At 57.8% G+C, this 15,196-nt stretch carries 8 protein-coding genes; 6 read left to right on the forward strand and 2 right to left on the reverse strand.

Annotated elements, in window-relative coordinates; genetic code table 11:
- Positions 1–68: 68 nt before the first annotated feature.
- From lpdA to BLT77_RS01885, 3 genes are all read left to right on the forward strand, one after another.
- Positions 69–1,493, forward strand: coding sequence for a dihydrolipoyl dehydrogenase (lpdA, locus tag BLT77_RS01875; protein ID WP_090361063.1), 1,425 nt, complete (start codon positions 69–71; stop codon positions 1,491–1,493).
- A 137-nt stretch (positions 1,494–1,630) separates the two neighbouring features.
- A complete protein-coding gene (locus BLT77_RS01880; RefSeq protein WP_090361065.1) occupies positions 1,631–6,001 on the forward strand; it encodes an EAL domain-containing protein in 4,371 nt (1,456 codons plus the stop codon).
- Between the two features lie 18 nt (positions 6,002–6,019).
- Positions 6,020–8,242 carry a patatin-like phospholipase family protein gene (locus BLT77_RS01885; protein ID WP_143026533.1) on the forward strand — a complete coding sequence of 741 codons (2,223 nt, stop codon included), beginning with the start codon at positions 6,020–6,022 and terminating at the stop codon, positions 8,240–8,242.
- A gap of 48 nt (positions 8,243–8,290) precedes the next feature.
- On the opposite strand, the gene hxpB is transcribed toward BLT77_RS01885, so the two are convergent.
- Complete coding sequence (gene hxpB, locus BLT77_RS01890) at positions 8,291–8,938, reverse strand: hexitol phosphatase HxpB (RefSeq protein WP_090361070.1); 648 nt, start codon at positions 8,936–8,938, stop codon at positions 8,291–8,293.
- 141 nt (positions 8,939–9,079) lie between these two features.
- On the opposite strand from hxpB, the gene BLT77_RS01895 reads away from it, so the two are divergent.
- Together BLT77_RS01895 and acnB are read left to right on the forward strand one after the other, a co-directional pair.
- Positions 9,080–10,093 (forward strand): DUF4382 domain-containing protein, encoded by a 1,014-nt coding sequence (locus tag BLT77_RS01895; RefSeq protein ID WP_090361072.1) that lies wholly within the window; start codon positions 9,080–9,082, stop codon positions 10,091–10,093.
- 287 nt (positions 10,094–10,380) lie between these two features.
- Positions 10,381–12,978: a bifunctional aconitate hydratase 2/2-methylisocitrate dehydratase gene (gene acnB / locus BLT77_RS01900; protein WP_090361074.1), complete on the forward strand. Its 2,598-nt coding sequence runs from the start codon at positions 10,381–10,383 to the stop codon at positions 12,976–12,978.
- Between the two features lie 87 nt (positions 12,979–13,065).
- Here acnB and rsd read toward each other — a convergent pair whose 3' ends face one another.
- On the reverse strand, positions 13,066–13,560 hold the full coding sequence (rsd, locus tag BLT77_RS01905; protein WP_090361077.1) for a sigma D regulator: 495 nt from the start codon (positions 13,558–13,560) through the stop codon (positions 13,066–13,068).
- Positions 13,561–13,982: 422 nt separating this feature from the next.
- Between rsd and hemE the strand changes: the two genes are divergently transcribed.
- On the forward strand, positions 13,983–15,047 hold the full coding sequence (gene hemE, locus BLT77_RS01910; RefSeq protein ID WP_090361080.1) for a uroporphyrinogen decarboxylase: 1,065 nt from the start codon (positions 13,983–13,985) through the stop codon (positions 15,045–15,047).
- The last annotated feature ends 149 nt before the right edge of the window (positions 15,048–15,196 follow it).

Raw genomic sequence — 15,196 nt, forward strand, 5'->3', positions numbered from 1 at the left:
ACAATGCCCGCATCCCCGCCGTCAGGTGGTGGCTGCCCCAACGGAATGAATAATAAATAGAGGATATTATGAGCAACGAGATTAAAACCCAAGTAGTGGTTCTCGGTGCCGGACCTGCCGGTTACTCCGCCGCGTTTCGTGCCGCTGATTTAGGCCTGGAAACCGTAATCATCGAGCGCTTCAGCACCCTGGGTGGGGTCTGTCTGAATGTCGGCTGCATCCCATCAAAAGCACTGCTGCACGTGGCCAAAGTCATCGATGAAGCCAAAGCGATGGCCGCCCACGGCGTAACCTTCGGCGAGCCTAAGATCGATCTGGATCAGGTGCGTGCCCACAAAGAGAAAGTGATTGGTCAGCTGACCGGCGGTTTGTCCGGGATGGCCAAGATGCGTAAGGTGAAAGTGGTCAACGGCTTCGGTAAGTTTACCGGTCCGAACTCCATCGCAGTGGAAGGCGCAGAAGGCACCACGGTGGTGAACTTTGACCACGCCATCATCGCTGCCGGCTCCCGTCCCATTGAGTTGCCGTTCATTCCTCATGAAGACCCCCGCATCTGGGACTCCACCGATGCGCTGGAACTCAAAGAGGTGCCAGAGCGCCTGTTGATCATGGGTGGCGGCATCATCGGGCTTGAAATGGGCACCGTTTACCACGCCCTGGGCAGCCAGGTGGAAGTGGTCGAGATGCTGGATCAGGTGATTCCGGCGGCCGACAAAGACGTGGTCCGAGTGTTCACCAAGCGGATGAAGAACAAGTTTAACTTCATGCTGGAGACCAAGGTCACCCAGGTGGAAGCCAAAGACGATGGCATCTACGTCAGCATGGAAGGCAAGAAGGCCCCCGCCGAGGCCCAGCGTTATGACGCAGTACTGGTGGCCATTGGCCGGACGCCGAATGGCAAGCTGATTGACGCCGACAAGGCTGGGGTCAAGATTGACGAGCGTGGTTTTATCAACGTCGATAAGCAGATGCGCACCAACGTCAACCATATCCACGCCATCGGCGACATCGTTGGTCAGCCGATGTTGGCTCACAAAGGGGTGCACGAAGGCCATGTGGCTGCCGAAGTGATCTCCGGCAAGAAGCACTACTTTGATCCTAAGGTGATCCCTTCCATCGCGTACACCGATCCGGAAGTGGCCTGGGTGGGTCTGACCGAGAAGGAAGCCAAGACTCAGGGCATCAGCTATGAGACCGCCACCTTCCCTTGGGCCGCCAGCGGCCGGGCCATTGCCCAGGATGCCTCCGACGGTATGACCAAGCTGATTTTCGATAAGGACACCCACCGGGTGATCGGCGGTGCCATTGTTGGTAGCAACGGCGGTGAACTGCTGGGTGAGATTGGTCTGGCCATTGAAATGGGCTGTGATGCGGAAGATTTGGCACTCACCATTCATGCCCACCCAACCCTGCATGAATCAGTGGGATTGGCTGCGGAAGTGTACGAAGGTAGCATTACTGACCTGCCAAACCCCAAGGCGAAGAAGAAGTAATCCTCTTCAAATGCGAATTAAGCGGCTTAGGCCGCTTTTTTTATGCTCAGTTGGATGGACGTTTTGTCGAAGTAAATTTAAAGTAACGACTGTAGAACAACAATAACAACTGGTGCCATGTGCGAATAGGACGATTTTTGTTGTGGGTCCTGCTGCTGCTTGGGCAGGGGAACACGGCGTTTGCTTATTACAGTCGGGTGTTTGATCACAACTCCGGCCTGACGGTTAACTCCGTCAATGATCTTGCTATCGGCGCCGACGGCATGGTGTGGGTGACATCCCATGATGGCCTGTACCGAATTGCCAGCCACCGGGTTCGGCGCATCGATCGCCAGCAGGAGCAGCGCCTGATCACCGACAACAGCCTGATCCGGGTGAGAAGCATCGGTGACCACACCCTGTTTGTAGCTGGTGAGCACGACCTGTTTCTGTTCGATATCCTCCATAACCGCGCCCAACTGCTGGGGCGGGATCGTTTCCCTCAGTATCAACGCGCCGGCAGTTTTGCGGTGACCCCCGCCCAGGACAATGTACTGTGGTTCATCAATCTTAATGGTCAGTTGCACCGGCTGGATCTTGAGCAGTCCTCCCTGACCCAGTTAGCGGACATCGGACCCCAGGTGCATCCGTTCCAGGCGCTGGTGCGCCACAACAACACGCTGGTGACGGCCACCAGAGAACAGCTTCTGACTTTCTCCATGGATGGCCGATTGATGGAGCGCCGTCGCTGGGACAGTGGTCAGGGCACCCTTACCACCCTGTTTGTGGATCGGCAGCAGCGACTGTGGCTGGCGTCCACCCGGGGTTTGTATCTGTACCGCCATGGCCAGTTTGAACTGCTCGATGCGGTCGGCCGTTCAGTGCGAGACATGGCCCAGGACAGCCAGGGTAACCTGTGGGTTTTGAGTACCGCCGGTTTGCACCGGGTGGAACCCGATACCCTGGCCGTGACCTCCATCGGCCGTGGCTCCCAGGTGTTTGATGGCAACAGCAGTATGCACAAGCTGGTGATCGACGATCACGATCAGCTGTGGATTGCCACCCTGAATGATGGCCTGGTTGCCCTGTCGCAGCCTGAGTCGTTTCTGTTGGATCGGCTTAGTACGGACAGCAATCCCCCCCTGACCAATGAGATGGTCTGGGGCTTCTGGGGCTCGTCGCAGGCGCTGTACGTCAGCACCGAGCAGGGCTTGGATCGTGTCGATCTGCAGAGCCGGGCCAGCAAGGCGATGGTGATGGAGGGGCTGGATAGCCTCGACAGCGTGTTTTCGGTGGCAGAGATGTCGGATTCGGCACTGATGGTGGGCACCTCCAAGGGCTTATTCCGGTTGGACAAAGACAGCGGCGTGGCCCGTCGCTTTGCCGTGGGTGACGATGGCCGGGTGGATCTCAGCAGCCGGGTGATCCTGAGTCTGAGTCAGGGTCAGGACAGGGTTTGGATCGCCACCGATATTGGACTGTATCTGTATCGAGGGTCTGACGATAGTGTCACGCCGGTGACGGTATCCGACCAGTTGGTCACAGGAGTGCGCAATGTGCTGGATCTCGGTGGCCAGGTGTGGCTGGGAGGCAAGCGTCGCTTAGGGGTCTATGATCCCGAGACCGGTGAGTATGAGTCCCGGATTCATTGGCTGCCCGACGGGGCTGAACAGTATCATTTCGGCCCCATGGCGCAGATCGGTCCTGGTCGCTTCTTGATGGGCAGCTTTGGTGAGGGGGTGTTTGAGATCGATGAAGCGACGCAAACCGGTACCTACCTTAACAAGGGGTGGCGCCTAAACTGCACCTCGCCCTATTTCATTGCCCCCATTGCCACTGGTGCCCTTATCGGCTGCCCCCAGATTCTGGCCCGCTACGACAGTGACAGCGGCACCATTACCAGCGTCGGCGGCGAACGGGGATTGATGGACACCGAGCTCAATGAAGGCGGGGTCCACGTAATGGAGGACGGCACCGTCATGGTGGCCACCACCTCCGGTGCCTGGCGGGTGGATCCGCAGCGGATTTTGGCCCGGGATGATTCTTTTGCCATTCAGCTGGAGTCCATCAAGATTCAGTACGATGACGGCCTTGAGACCTACCTGATGCCGGAGTCACAGCCCATAGAGGTTAAGCCTAACTTTGAGCTGGTAAGCATCGCTCTGGGCACCACTAACCTGCTGTCGGCCAAGCCGGTTAACCTGAGGTATCAGCTTGCCTTCGATGGCCGTCTCAGTAGCCTGACCGAACTTCAGGGAGAGAGCACCATCAGCCTGTCGCGTCTGCCGGCCGGTTCCCATGAGCTGCTAATTTTCGCTGAGTTCGATGGCGTATGGCAGGCCGAGCCATTGAGGCTGCCCTTCGTCGTTAAGCAATACTGGTGGTTGCGCCAGGGAATGCAGTTGCTGTTTGTCACGGCCGCCATGCTGTTGCTGTTCCTGATGGCGGTGAACTGGCGCAATCAACTTCGCAGTCAGCGCCGAATCAACCAGGCGCTGCAGCACAGTCAGCACCGACTGCAACTGGCCCTGCAGGGCGGCGGTTCCGACATCTGGGAGTGGGACGTAAAGAGCGACAGCTTCTACGTGGAAAACCGCCAGTCGGCCCTGTCTCACTCCGACCGGCCGATGCGCATCCCAAGGGTGGGGATGAGTCTGCACCAGCTGGATCGCGCCCTGGTGGTGGAGGCCTGGTTTGCCTTGCTTAAAGGGGAGCAGGAGCGAATCAACATTGAGTTCAGGGCAGTTAACCCCATTGGGGAGTGGCGCTGGCTGTGGGTCACAGGAACGGTGATTGAACGGGATCCGGAAACCGGTCAGGCGCTGTTGGTGGCCGGGGTCTACAGCGATAAGACCAAGGTGCGCAAGATGGCCCACCTGCATACCCTGTATGCCCATGCCGTGGAAAATACCACCGAAGGGATGCTGATTCTGGATGCCGACTACGTGGTGACGGCCCATAACGCCTCGGCATTGTCGATTCTGGGTTACGACCACGCCGGTCTGGATGGCCTGAGCCTGAGTCAACACATTTTGTGTGACGATACCGTGTTGGAGGAGCTGAGTCAGAGCCGGCGCTGGAGTGGTGAAGCCAGTTTGCGCCGACAAAATGGTACCGATGTGTCGGTATGGCTGAACCTGTCCTACATGTCCCTGGACAACGACGGCGAGTACCAGGTCGTGCTGTTTTCCGATATCACCCAGCGCAAGAATCAGGAGTTGGAGTTGCAGAAGCTGGCCAACTTCGACCTGGTTACCGGGTTACCCAACCGCAGCCAGTTCAGTCAGTTGCTAGATACTCTGATGACCCAGGATCCGGATCAGCCGCTGGCGCTGCTGTTCCTGGATCTGGATCGCTTCAAGCACATCAACGACACCTTCGGTCATGGCACCGGTGATGCCCTGCTGGTAGAGGTGAGCCGGCTACTGGCGGCGGTGGTGGGTCACAGCGGAACCGTGTGCCGGTTCGGCGGGGATGAATTTGTGATTCTGATGCGCGGTTTCAACTACCGTCTGGAAGTGGAGGCTTTGGCGGAACGGGTGCTCAGCGCCCTGTCTGAGCCGATTAAGGTGCAGCAGCAGGTGATGTATCAATCGGCCAGTATCGGCATCGCCCTGTATCCGGAAGACGGCGGTCAACCGGAGGAGTTGTTGAAAAACGCCGATCTGGCCATGTACCACGCCAAGGAGGAGGGGCGGGGGCGGGTCTGTTTCTATACTCGCGAGCGCGATGCCCGGGCTACCTACCAGCTGGAGATGGAAAACGAGTTGCGCCAGGCGTTGGAGCAGGGCCGGCTGACTATCCATTACCAGCCATTGGTGGAGCTGAGCGACCGCAGTGTCTGCGGGGTGGAGGCGCTGATGCGCTGGAACCGCAGTGATGGTACGCCGGTGTCGCCGGATGTGTTTATCGAACTGGCGGAATCCAGCGGCCTGATTATCCGCCTGGACCGCTGGATGCTGGAGAACGCCTGCCGGGAGTTTATGTCCTGGCCGGACAACCGCCGGCTGAAGCTGTCCATCAATGTGTCCGCCAGTCACTTCCGTCAGTACGATTACGTGGAGTTCATTCAGTCGATGCTGGAGCGTACCGGCATGCCGCCGTCGCAGCTGTGCCTGGAGATCACCGAAGGGGTGCTGATGCAGCAGATCAATCTGGCTCAGGCGCACCTGGTGGCGCTGCGGGAGCTGGGCATATCGGTGGCGGTTGACGATTTCGGTACCGGTTATTCGTCGTTGTCCTACCTGAGTCAATTTGCGGTTAACAGCTTGAAAATTGACCGCTCTTTCATTCAGTCTATGCTGGAAAACAAGGCCAACCGGGCCATTACCTGCAGTATTCTGGATCTGGGACGTAACCTGGAGCTGGACGTGGTGGCCGAAGGGGTGGAGACCGATGAGCAGTTGGCCTTCCTGAAGCGCCAGGGCTGCCATCTGGTTCAGGGGTTCTATTTTGCCCGCCCCATGGCGGCGTCGGCTTGTTGCCGCTGGCTGGCGGAGCGGGCGTCGGCCTCGTTGGTAACCGACTAACTTTCTCGGAGAGAGATCTTGATCAGATTGTGTATGTGCTTGCTGCTGTTGCCGATGACGGTTTGGGCGGCTGAGCGGCCAACCGTTGGGGTGGTTCTGTCTGGCGGTGGCGCCAAAGGGGCCGCCCATGTGGGGGTGTTGCGGGTTCTGGAGCAGAACAATGTGCCGGTGGATTACATCGCGGGTACCTCCATGGGCGCCTATGTGGCCGGCCTGTATGCCCTGGGCTACAGCGCCGATGAGATTGAGGCCGTACTGACGACCCTGGATTTCAATACCGGTTTCGACGACGACATTCCCCGGGAAAGCCTGTCCTACAGGCACAAGCAGCAGCAGGATGATTTTCCTTTGCCGGTGAAGATGGGCTACCGGGATGGCGAATTGCGCTTTCCCAAAGGGGCGCTGCAGGGGCAGACCATGCGGTCGTTAATTCGTCGCTCTGTGGGCAGTATTCCCGAGCTTAACAGCTTTGATGATCTGCCGATTCCGTTGCGCACGGTGGCCACGGATCTGGCCGATCGCAGTGAAGTGGTGCTGGAAAGCGGCAACCTGGTACTGGCGATGCAGGCCAGCATGACCGTACCCGGGGCCCTGGCGCCCATTGAGCTCGACGGCCGCCTGTTGGTGGATGGCGGCATGGCCAACAACCTGCCGGTAAGTGTGGTCAAGGCGATGGGCGCCGATGTGGTGATTGCGGTGGACATTGGCACGCCACTGAAGGGCAAGGATGAGCTCAACTCGGTGTTCGATATTGTTGACCAGCTGACCGGTTATCTGACTAACCTGACCCGGGATCAGCAGGTGGCCCTGCTGGCGAAGGGGGATCTGTTGCTGGTGCCGGAGATTGGCGAAGTGGGCACCAGTGACTTCGATCAGATGCCGGCGATGATTCCCCGCGGCGAGAAGGCCGCCAACGATCAGATCGAGGCCATTCGTTCACTGGCGGTGTCCGATGCCGACTACCTGTCCTACGTGGCTCAGAAAAAAGCGGTGCAGCGATTTTGGCAGCGTAAAGGCTCCGGCGAACTGGTGGCCATTGAGCTGGATAACGACTCCTGGGTCAGTGAAACCCAGATTCTCAATGCCCTGCAGGTCGAGGCCGGTCAGGTACTGGAGCAGGATGAGATTGAAAATGCCATTGCCCGGGTGTATGCCCTCAATGAGTTTGAGCGGGTGGATGCCTATATTGAAGAGCGTACTGACGGCCGGGTGCTGGTGGTGGATACCGACGGCAAAAGCTGGGGTCCTCACCAGTTCGAGCTGGGGCTGAGGTTCGAAGACAACTTTGACGATCCCACCAGCAACAGCCTGGATATGGCGTTCACCATGAACAACCTCAGTCTGTTTGGAGCCCAGTGGCGCAACGAACTGAGCCTGGGCACCAACCGCCGGTTTAGCAGTGAGCTGTATCTGCCGCTGGAGACCAGCCAGCAGTGGTATCTGCGCAGCCAGTTTGAGTACGAACAAGAGGTGTGGGAAAGCGTGACGCCGGTGGCGGAGTTTCCGTTTACCAACATCGAACGCAGCCGCAGCAACCTGCTGGTGGGAGCCGGAATCAACATCGGCATCAATGCCCAGTTTGAACTGGCCTACCAGCTCGAGGGGGGGGACGTTCGCACCAGCCACAGCGTCGAGTTTTCTGACCTCGGGGACTACACCTTTCACGGTGCCAAGGCCAGCTTTGGCTATGACTCTCTGGATCAGCCGATGTTTCCCACCCAGGGCAGCAAGTGGCTGGTGGAGGTGTCTCATCTGAATGAGAAATCGGATCTGACCTTTGATGGCCTTCCCACTAATGAGGAGAGTTCACTGGTGTACCACCTGGAGTGGACCGGTGCCACCCGCTGGGATCAGCACAGTGTGTTTATGCGGACCGAGTTTGAAACCATCGACAGTGATGGCATCAGCTTTGTCCACTTCACCTCACTGGGAGGATTCTTGAACCTGTCGGGTTTCTATCGGGATTCGTTGCTGGGCAGCCATAAGGCCTTTGCCGCCGGTGTCTACACCTATGATCTCAGCGAAGGTACTCTGGGGATTAAGTGGCCGCTGTATCTCGGGGTATCGGGAGAAGCGGGCAATGTCTGGCTGGAACGGGATGACGCCAACGTCAATGATCTTATCTATGCCGGCAGTCTGTTTGTCGGGGCCGAGACGGCACTGGGGCCGGCGGCGCTGGCGTGGGGCTGGGCCGACAGCGGCAACTCCAGCCTGTATCTGTTTCTGGGTAAGCAGTTCTAGCGTCCATGGGAGTTTAATATCGCCAAAGGCGTCCTGTGGGCGCCTTTTTTATTGCCAGTGGTTCAGGTCAAACTCACTTAGGCTGCCCAGTTTCTGGTCGGCAATCACGTAGCGTGGATCGTTACGGTGATCGCGATCGGGAATCGCCAGCACCCGCATTCGTGCCGCTTTGGCGGACAGCAGGCCGTTAAACGAGTCTTCGACGGCCAGGCAGTCGGTAGCGGCGACGCCGATGGCTTCGGCGGCATCCAGATACACCTGGGGGTGGGGTTTGCCCAGAGGCAGTTGTTCGGCGGAGCAGGTGGCCTGAAAATAGTGGCGAATGCCGAGCTTATCCAGGGTGGCCTCCATCAGAATCGCTGGCGAGGAGGTGGCCACCGCCAGTGGCACCCCGACCTGTTGTAACAGGGCAAGGGTCGGGAGCACCCCGGTCATGGGCTGGCCCTGGGCACGAATGACCGCCACCATGGCATCCAGAATCTCGGTTTCCACCTGTTTGACGCTGGCGTTGTCCCAAGGGTAGCGGCTGTACCAATACTGAACCACATGATCGATTCTCAGTCCCTGGGTTTTCAGGGTGTCTGCCAGGGTAATGGGGACGCCGTACTTAGGAAACACTTCCATTTCAGCCTGTTGCCAGAATGGCTCGGAGTCCACCAGCACTCCGTCCATGTCGAAGATGACCGCTTTGATCATAACTGCTCCTGTAGTGCGGGATGAAGAGGTTGTCTTTGCCTGCAAGAAGGTTAGACTTTGGTGAATTCGGTTCACCCCGCTTTGCCGTAAATGAGCCTAAACTCAATGGGGTAGATTAGCCTATTACACAAGGATTCCTCTATGATCAAGTCGCCTTTTCTGCTTTCTCTCAGTGCCGTTGCCCTACTGTCCGGTTGCGGCGGCAGTAGTGATTCCCCCACACCACAAACCGGACAATTCTCGCTGGCGGTGTCCGATGCACCGGTGGACGATGCCAGTGAAGTGGTGCTCTATTTTAATGAGGTGGTACTGGTGCCGGAAGATGGAGGGGAGCCGACCCTGATCGACCTGAGTGCCGATGGTCCCGATAGAATCAATCTCAAGGACTATACCGGCAGCGACAGTGCCCCCATCGTAACCGATGAAACCCTGACCGTAGGCAACTACACCATGTGTCTGTACGCCCTTGATGGCGATGGCAGCACGGACCTGTCCTATGTCGACAGCGACAGCCAGGGCATCGTGTCATTGAAAGTGAATAGCAAAGGCAGCTGTCAGGGGGTCAAGGGCAATACCGAGGATGCCGGGCGGATCTTCTTTAATCGCCCGTTTACCATCAATACCGGCAACAACAATTTTGTGGCCGAGTTTGATTTGCGCCAGGCTCTGGTTGATCCCGTGGGCCAGACAGGAATGTTCATCAAACCCACCGCGGTGCAGTTGATCAACCTGGCGGGGGTGGGCAACATCGCCGGTACCCTGACAGAGACTCAGAGACTGGCGTGTGAGGCCGATACGGCGTCATTGCTGGGAGTGTCCGAGTTCCAGCATGCGGCCTACCTGTATCAGGACAGTCGCGATCGAACCACCATGGGTGACATTATTGGCGATGCCAGTTACCCCGACGGCAGTGTGCTGGTGGAGCCGGTGGCGACTGCCGACATCGCCTTCGATGATGCCAGTCAGAGCTATCGCTACGAGTTTGGCTTTGTCGGTGAAGGTGACTACAGCATCGGTTATACCTGTGTGGCCAACAACGATCTTGCCGACAGCCATGAAACTGACGCCGAAGATTTTGCCATCTACCAGCACTACACTCCGGTTACCGTTGACGCGGACCAAACTACCACTCAGGATCTGGCCCCGATTCTGTGATCCGACACGGCGGGCGTCCGAAAGGATCCCGCCGAGCCTCACCGTCTTACACTTTAGTCCAAAAAAACGCCGCTTTAGGGCGGTTGCAATTTAAACTTCCGTTTTAATTCAGATATACTGCCTCTAGCTCGAAAAGGTGTGGCATTCATCACAAAATGGAACCAATATGCCACACACAACCGGAGGTTATTGACTAGCCGCATTCGCCGCTATCGGAGTCATACCCGGAATCTATAACAGGACGAGCAGCTTCGTCGTAAGCCTGCCAGTAAAAGAGGATTTTTGCCGTGCTAGAAGCCTACCGTGAACACGTTGCCGAACGCGCAAACCAAGGTATCGCCCCTAAACCACTGGATGCGGAACAGACCGCAGCCCTGGTGGAACTGTTTAAGAACCCTCCTCAGGGCGAGGAGGCGTTCCTTATCGATCTGCTGGAAAACCGCATTCCACCCGGCGTGGATGAAGCGGCCTACGTAAAAGCCAGCTTCCTGACCGCTATTCTGACCGGTGAGGCCAGCAGCCCCCTCATCAGTCGTGAGCGTGCCACCGAGTTGCTGGGCACCATGCAGGGCGGGTACAACATTGAGCCACTGATTGCCGCCCTGGATGACGCCGAACTGGCGCCACTGGCGGTGAAAGCCCTGTCCCACACGCTGTTGATGTTCGACTCCTTCCACGATGTGGTTGAGAAGATGAACGCCGGTAACGACGCTGCCCGTCAGGTGGTACAGTCCTGGGCCGACGCCGAGTGGTTCCTGTCCAAGCCTGCGCTGGCGGAGAAAATTACCCTGACCGTGTTTAAGGTCAGTGGGGAAACCAACACCGACGATCTGTCACCGGCCCCGGATGCCTGGTCCCGCCCGGACATTCCGCTGCACGCCCTGGCGATGCTGAAAAATGCCCGTGACGGCATCACGCCGGACAAACCCGGTGAAGTCGGGCCCATTACCACCATCGAGTCATTGAAGGCCAAGGGCCACCCGGTGGCCTACGTCGGTGACGTTGTCGGTACAGGCTCCTCCCGAAAATCCGCCACCAACTCGGTGCTGTGGTTCATGGGTGACGACATCCCCAATGTGCCCAACAAGCGTGCCGGTGGCTTCTGCCTCGGCGGCAAAATTGCGCCGATCTTCTTCAACACCATGGAAGATGCTGGTGCACTGCCGGTAGAGCTGGACGTCAGCCAGATGAACATGGGTGATGTGGTCGAGATCTATCCCTATGACGGGGTGGCCAAAAACGCCGATACCGGTGCCGAGCTGTGCCGATTCGAACTCAAGACCGACGTGTTGCTGGATGAAGTCCGGGCCGGTGGCCGCATTCCGCTGATCATCGGTCGCGGCCTGACCGACCGGGCCCGTGAAGCACTGAACCTGGGCAGCAGCGACGTATTCCGTCGGCCTGCCGATGTGGCCGAGAGCAGCAAGGGCTATACCCTGGCCCAGAAGATGGTGGGTAAGGCTTGTGGTGTTGAGGGCGTGCGCCCCGGCCAGTACTGTGAGCCTAAGATGACCACCGTTGGATCTCAGGATACCACCGGTCCTATGACCCGGGATGAGTTGAAAGATCTGGCCTGCCTCGGCTTCTCCGCCGATTTGACCATGCAGTCGTTCTGTCATACCGCGGCCTATCCTAAGCCGGTGGACGTCACCACCCACGCGACCCTGCCGGACTTCATCATGAACCGTGGCGGCGTGTCTCTGCGTCCAGGTGACGGCGTGATCCACTCCTGGCTGAACCGCATGCTGCTGCCGGACACCGTTGGTACCGGTGGAGACTCCCACACCCGCTTCCCGCTGGGAATCTCCTTTCCGGCCGGTTCGGGCCTGGTGGCCTTTGCGGCCGCCACCGGCGTGATGCCTCTGGACATGCCAGAGTCGGTGCTGGTGCGCTTTAAGGGCGAGATGAAGCCGGGCATTACCCTGCGCGATCTGGTGCACGCCATCCCTTACTACGCCATTCAGCGGGGGCTGTTGACCGTAGAGAAGCAGGGCAAGAAGAACATCTTCTCCGGCCGGGTTCTGGAGATTGAAGGTCTGAATGACCTCACCGTCGAGCAGGCGTTCGAGTTGTCCGACGCTTCTGCCGAGCGTTCTGCCGCCGGGTGTACCATCAAGCTGTCCGAGGACTCCATTGCCGAGTACCTCAACTCCAACATCGTGATGCTGAAGTGGATGATTGCCGAAGGCTATGGTGACCGCCGTACCATCGAGCGTCGCATTCAGGCGATGGAGAAGTGGCTGGATAACCCGGAGTTGATGCAAGCCGATGCCGACGCCGAATACGCCGAGGTGCTCGAGATCGATCTGGCCGAGATCAACGAACCGATTTTGTGTGCCCCGAACGATCCGGATGATGCCCGACTGTTGTCCGAGGTTCAGGGCGAGAAGATCGACGAAGTGTTCATCGGATCCTGCATGACCAACATCGGTCACTTCCGTGCCGCCGGTAAGTTGCTGGATAAGTTCAAAGGCAGCCTGCCAACCCGCCTGTGGGTGGCGCCGCCAACCAAGATGGACCAGCAGCAGTTGGTGGATGAGGGTTACTACGGCATCTACGGCCGTGTGGGCGCCCGCACCGAACTGCCTGGCTGTTCCCTGTGTATGGGTAACCAGGCCCGGGTGGCGGAAGGCGCGTCGGTGGTGTCCACCTCAACCCGTAACTTCCCTAACCGTCTGGGAACCGGTGCCAACGTGTACCTGGCGTCGGCGGAGCTGGCGGCGGTGGCTTCCATCATGGGTAAGCTGCCAACCGTGGCCGAGTATCAGGAGTACGCCAAGGAGATCGACGCTCAGGCGGCCGATACCTACCGTTACCTGAACTTCCACAAGATGGAGCAGTACACCAAGCCAGCCGGTGAGGTGATCATTCAGGCTGCGGTCTGACCGAGCGGGGGCGACCGCCCCCTTAAGCAAAAAGCCCTGCATTGGCAGGGCTTTTTTGATCAGGGCTGAAGGGCCTTGGTATCGGCCTCAGGGGTTGGTCTGCAGCTCGGCGGTCACTTTTTTGTGCAGGGTGTCCAACAGCTGGTCTTCGTAGGCAAACCGCTCTTCCATCGCCTGGCCGAGCCGGGACAGCTCTTCATCCAGCTCCAGCATGCGCTCATCTTCCGAGGTCAGCTTGGTGCCGAACTTGTCGTTGAAGTCCAGGGCAACGTCGGTGCTCTTGGCGATCTGCGGCACCAGGCTGCTGGCCACCTGGCGGCTGTCGTCGCTGTGTTTTTCGCATTCAGATACCACCTGGTCGTAGACTTCGAAGTGCCCTTCAGACACGTAGTCCACCAGCATGTTACAGAAGCTGTGTACCCCTTCCGGTTCAGGTAGGGAACTGTCCTTGTTGTCATAGGGAGGCAGGTTTGCCAGCTTGAAGTAATGAATCAACAGCGTACGACGATTTTGAAGCCATTGGTCGATGAGCTTGTTCTTACCGCCCCATTCGTCTTCGGCGCGTTGCAGTCTGGTGAGCATGGCCTATCCCTCTTGTTCTTCAATCCTGTTGTTTCAAATTTAAGTAATTGAACGCATGTTTATCAATCTTTTTTTGCGCAATGAGACAGATTCATTACTTTAGAGGAAGAACAAAAGCGGGATATTGGCGGGATTGGAGACATAAAAAACCCCACAGCAAAGCTATGGGGTCCAAGATATGGTCTTTCAGGGCTCGCTTATCACGAGCTTCTGCGTTATTTGCTAGCGCGCTAATTTTATACCAAAGCCAGATTGCCGGCGCAATAGCTTGTTACGAATAAGTTCCCATTGAATTTGAGTCGCAGTTCAAATTTTTTGCCATTAATTTTGCGAAACCGCTCACGCGGACAGGCCCATAATCCGTGCTCATGATGCTACAATACCGGCACTTTTATACCGCTTGCGTGTTAGGGATGAGCGAAATGTCCGAGTTGAAAAACGATCGTTATCTGCGTGCGCTTCTGCGCCAACCCGTTGATAAAACCCCAGTATGGATGATGCGCCAGGCAGGCCGTTATCTGCCAGAGTACCGTGCCACCCGTGCCGAAGCCGGTGACTTCATGTCTCTGTGTCGCAACGCCGAACTGGCCTGTGAAGTGACTCTGCAGCCTCTGCGCCGTTATCCTCTGGATGCCGCCATCCTGTTCTCCGATATTCTGACCGTTCCCGATGCCATGGGTCTGGGTCTGTACTTCGAACAGGGTGAGGGACCTCGTTTCCAGACCCTGTGCGACAGCAAAGCGGTCATCGAAAATCTGCCAGTACCGGATCCGGAAGGTGAGCTGAAGTACGTGATGGATGCGGTACGCACCATCCGTCGTGAACTGAAAGGCGAAGTGCCGCTGATCGGTTTCTCCGGCAGCCCATGGACCCTGGCTACCTACATGGTTGAAGGCGGTAGCTCCAAGGACTTCGCCAAGATCAAGAAGATGGCCTTTGCTGAGCCGGCCACACTGCACATGTTGCTGGACAAGCTGGCCGACTCGGTCATCCTGTACCTGAACGCTCAGATCAAGGCTGGTGCCCAGGCGGTACAGATCTTTGATACCTGGGGCGGCGCCCTGTCCGGTCCGGCTTACCGTGAGTTCTCCCTGCACTACATGCACAAGATTGTAGATGGCCTGATCCGTGAGCATGACGGTCATAAGGTGCCGGTTGTGCTGTTCACCAAGGGTGGCGCCCAGTGGCTGGAAGACATCGCGGCTACCGGTTGTGATGCTGTTGGCTGTGACTGGACCGTTGACATGAAGGCCGCCCGCGAGCGGGTTGGCGACAAGGTTGCCCTGCAGGGCAACATGGATCCGTCCTGGTTGTATGCGCCAGCGGACAAGATTCGTGGCGAAGTCAGCCGCATCCTGGAAGAGTTTGGTCCTCACAACGGCCACGTCTTCAACCTGGGCCACGGTATTCACCAGCACGTGGACCCAGAGAACGCCGGTGCCTTTATCCGCGCCGTGCACGAACTGTCCGAACCTTACCACAAGTAAGCGTCCGTCAAGACAGTCGAAGCCCAGCCATCGTGCTGGGCTTTTTTGTGCCTGTTTCACAGGCTGCTTCAAAAAGCCAAAAAGGACTTTATTTATCGAGTGATATGATCCATGATGCAAACAGATGTTTGTATAGCGGACAAAAGTTT

The organism is Ferrimonas sediminum (assembly GCF_900100175.1).
Lineage (GTDB): Bacteria > Pseudomonadota > Gammaproteobacteria > Enterobacterales > Shewanellaceae > Ferrimonas > Ferrimonas sediminum.

Coding starts and splice junctions, on each gene's coding strand:
- hxpB (WP_090361070.1), bottom strand. CDS start 8,938: ATGATCAAAGCGGTCATCTTCGACATGGACGGAGTGCTGGTGGACTCC.
- BLT77_RS01895 (WP_090361072.1), top strand. CDS start 9,080: ATGATCAAGTCGCCTTTTCTGCTTTCTCTCAGTGCCGTTGCCCTACTG.
- hemE (WP_090361080.1), top strand. CDS start 13,983: ATGTCCGAGTTGAAAAACGATCGTTATCTGCGTGCGCTTCTGCGCCAA.
- lpdA (WP_090361063.1), top strand. CDS start 69: ATGAGCAACGAGATTAAAACCCAAGTAGTGGTTCTCGGTGCCGGACCT.
- rsd (WP_090361077.1), bottom strand. CDS start 13,560: ATGCTCACCAGACTGCAACGCGCCGAAGACGAATGGGGCGGTAAGAAC.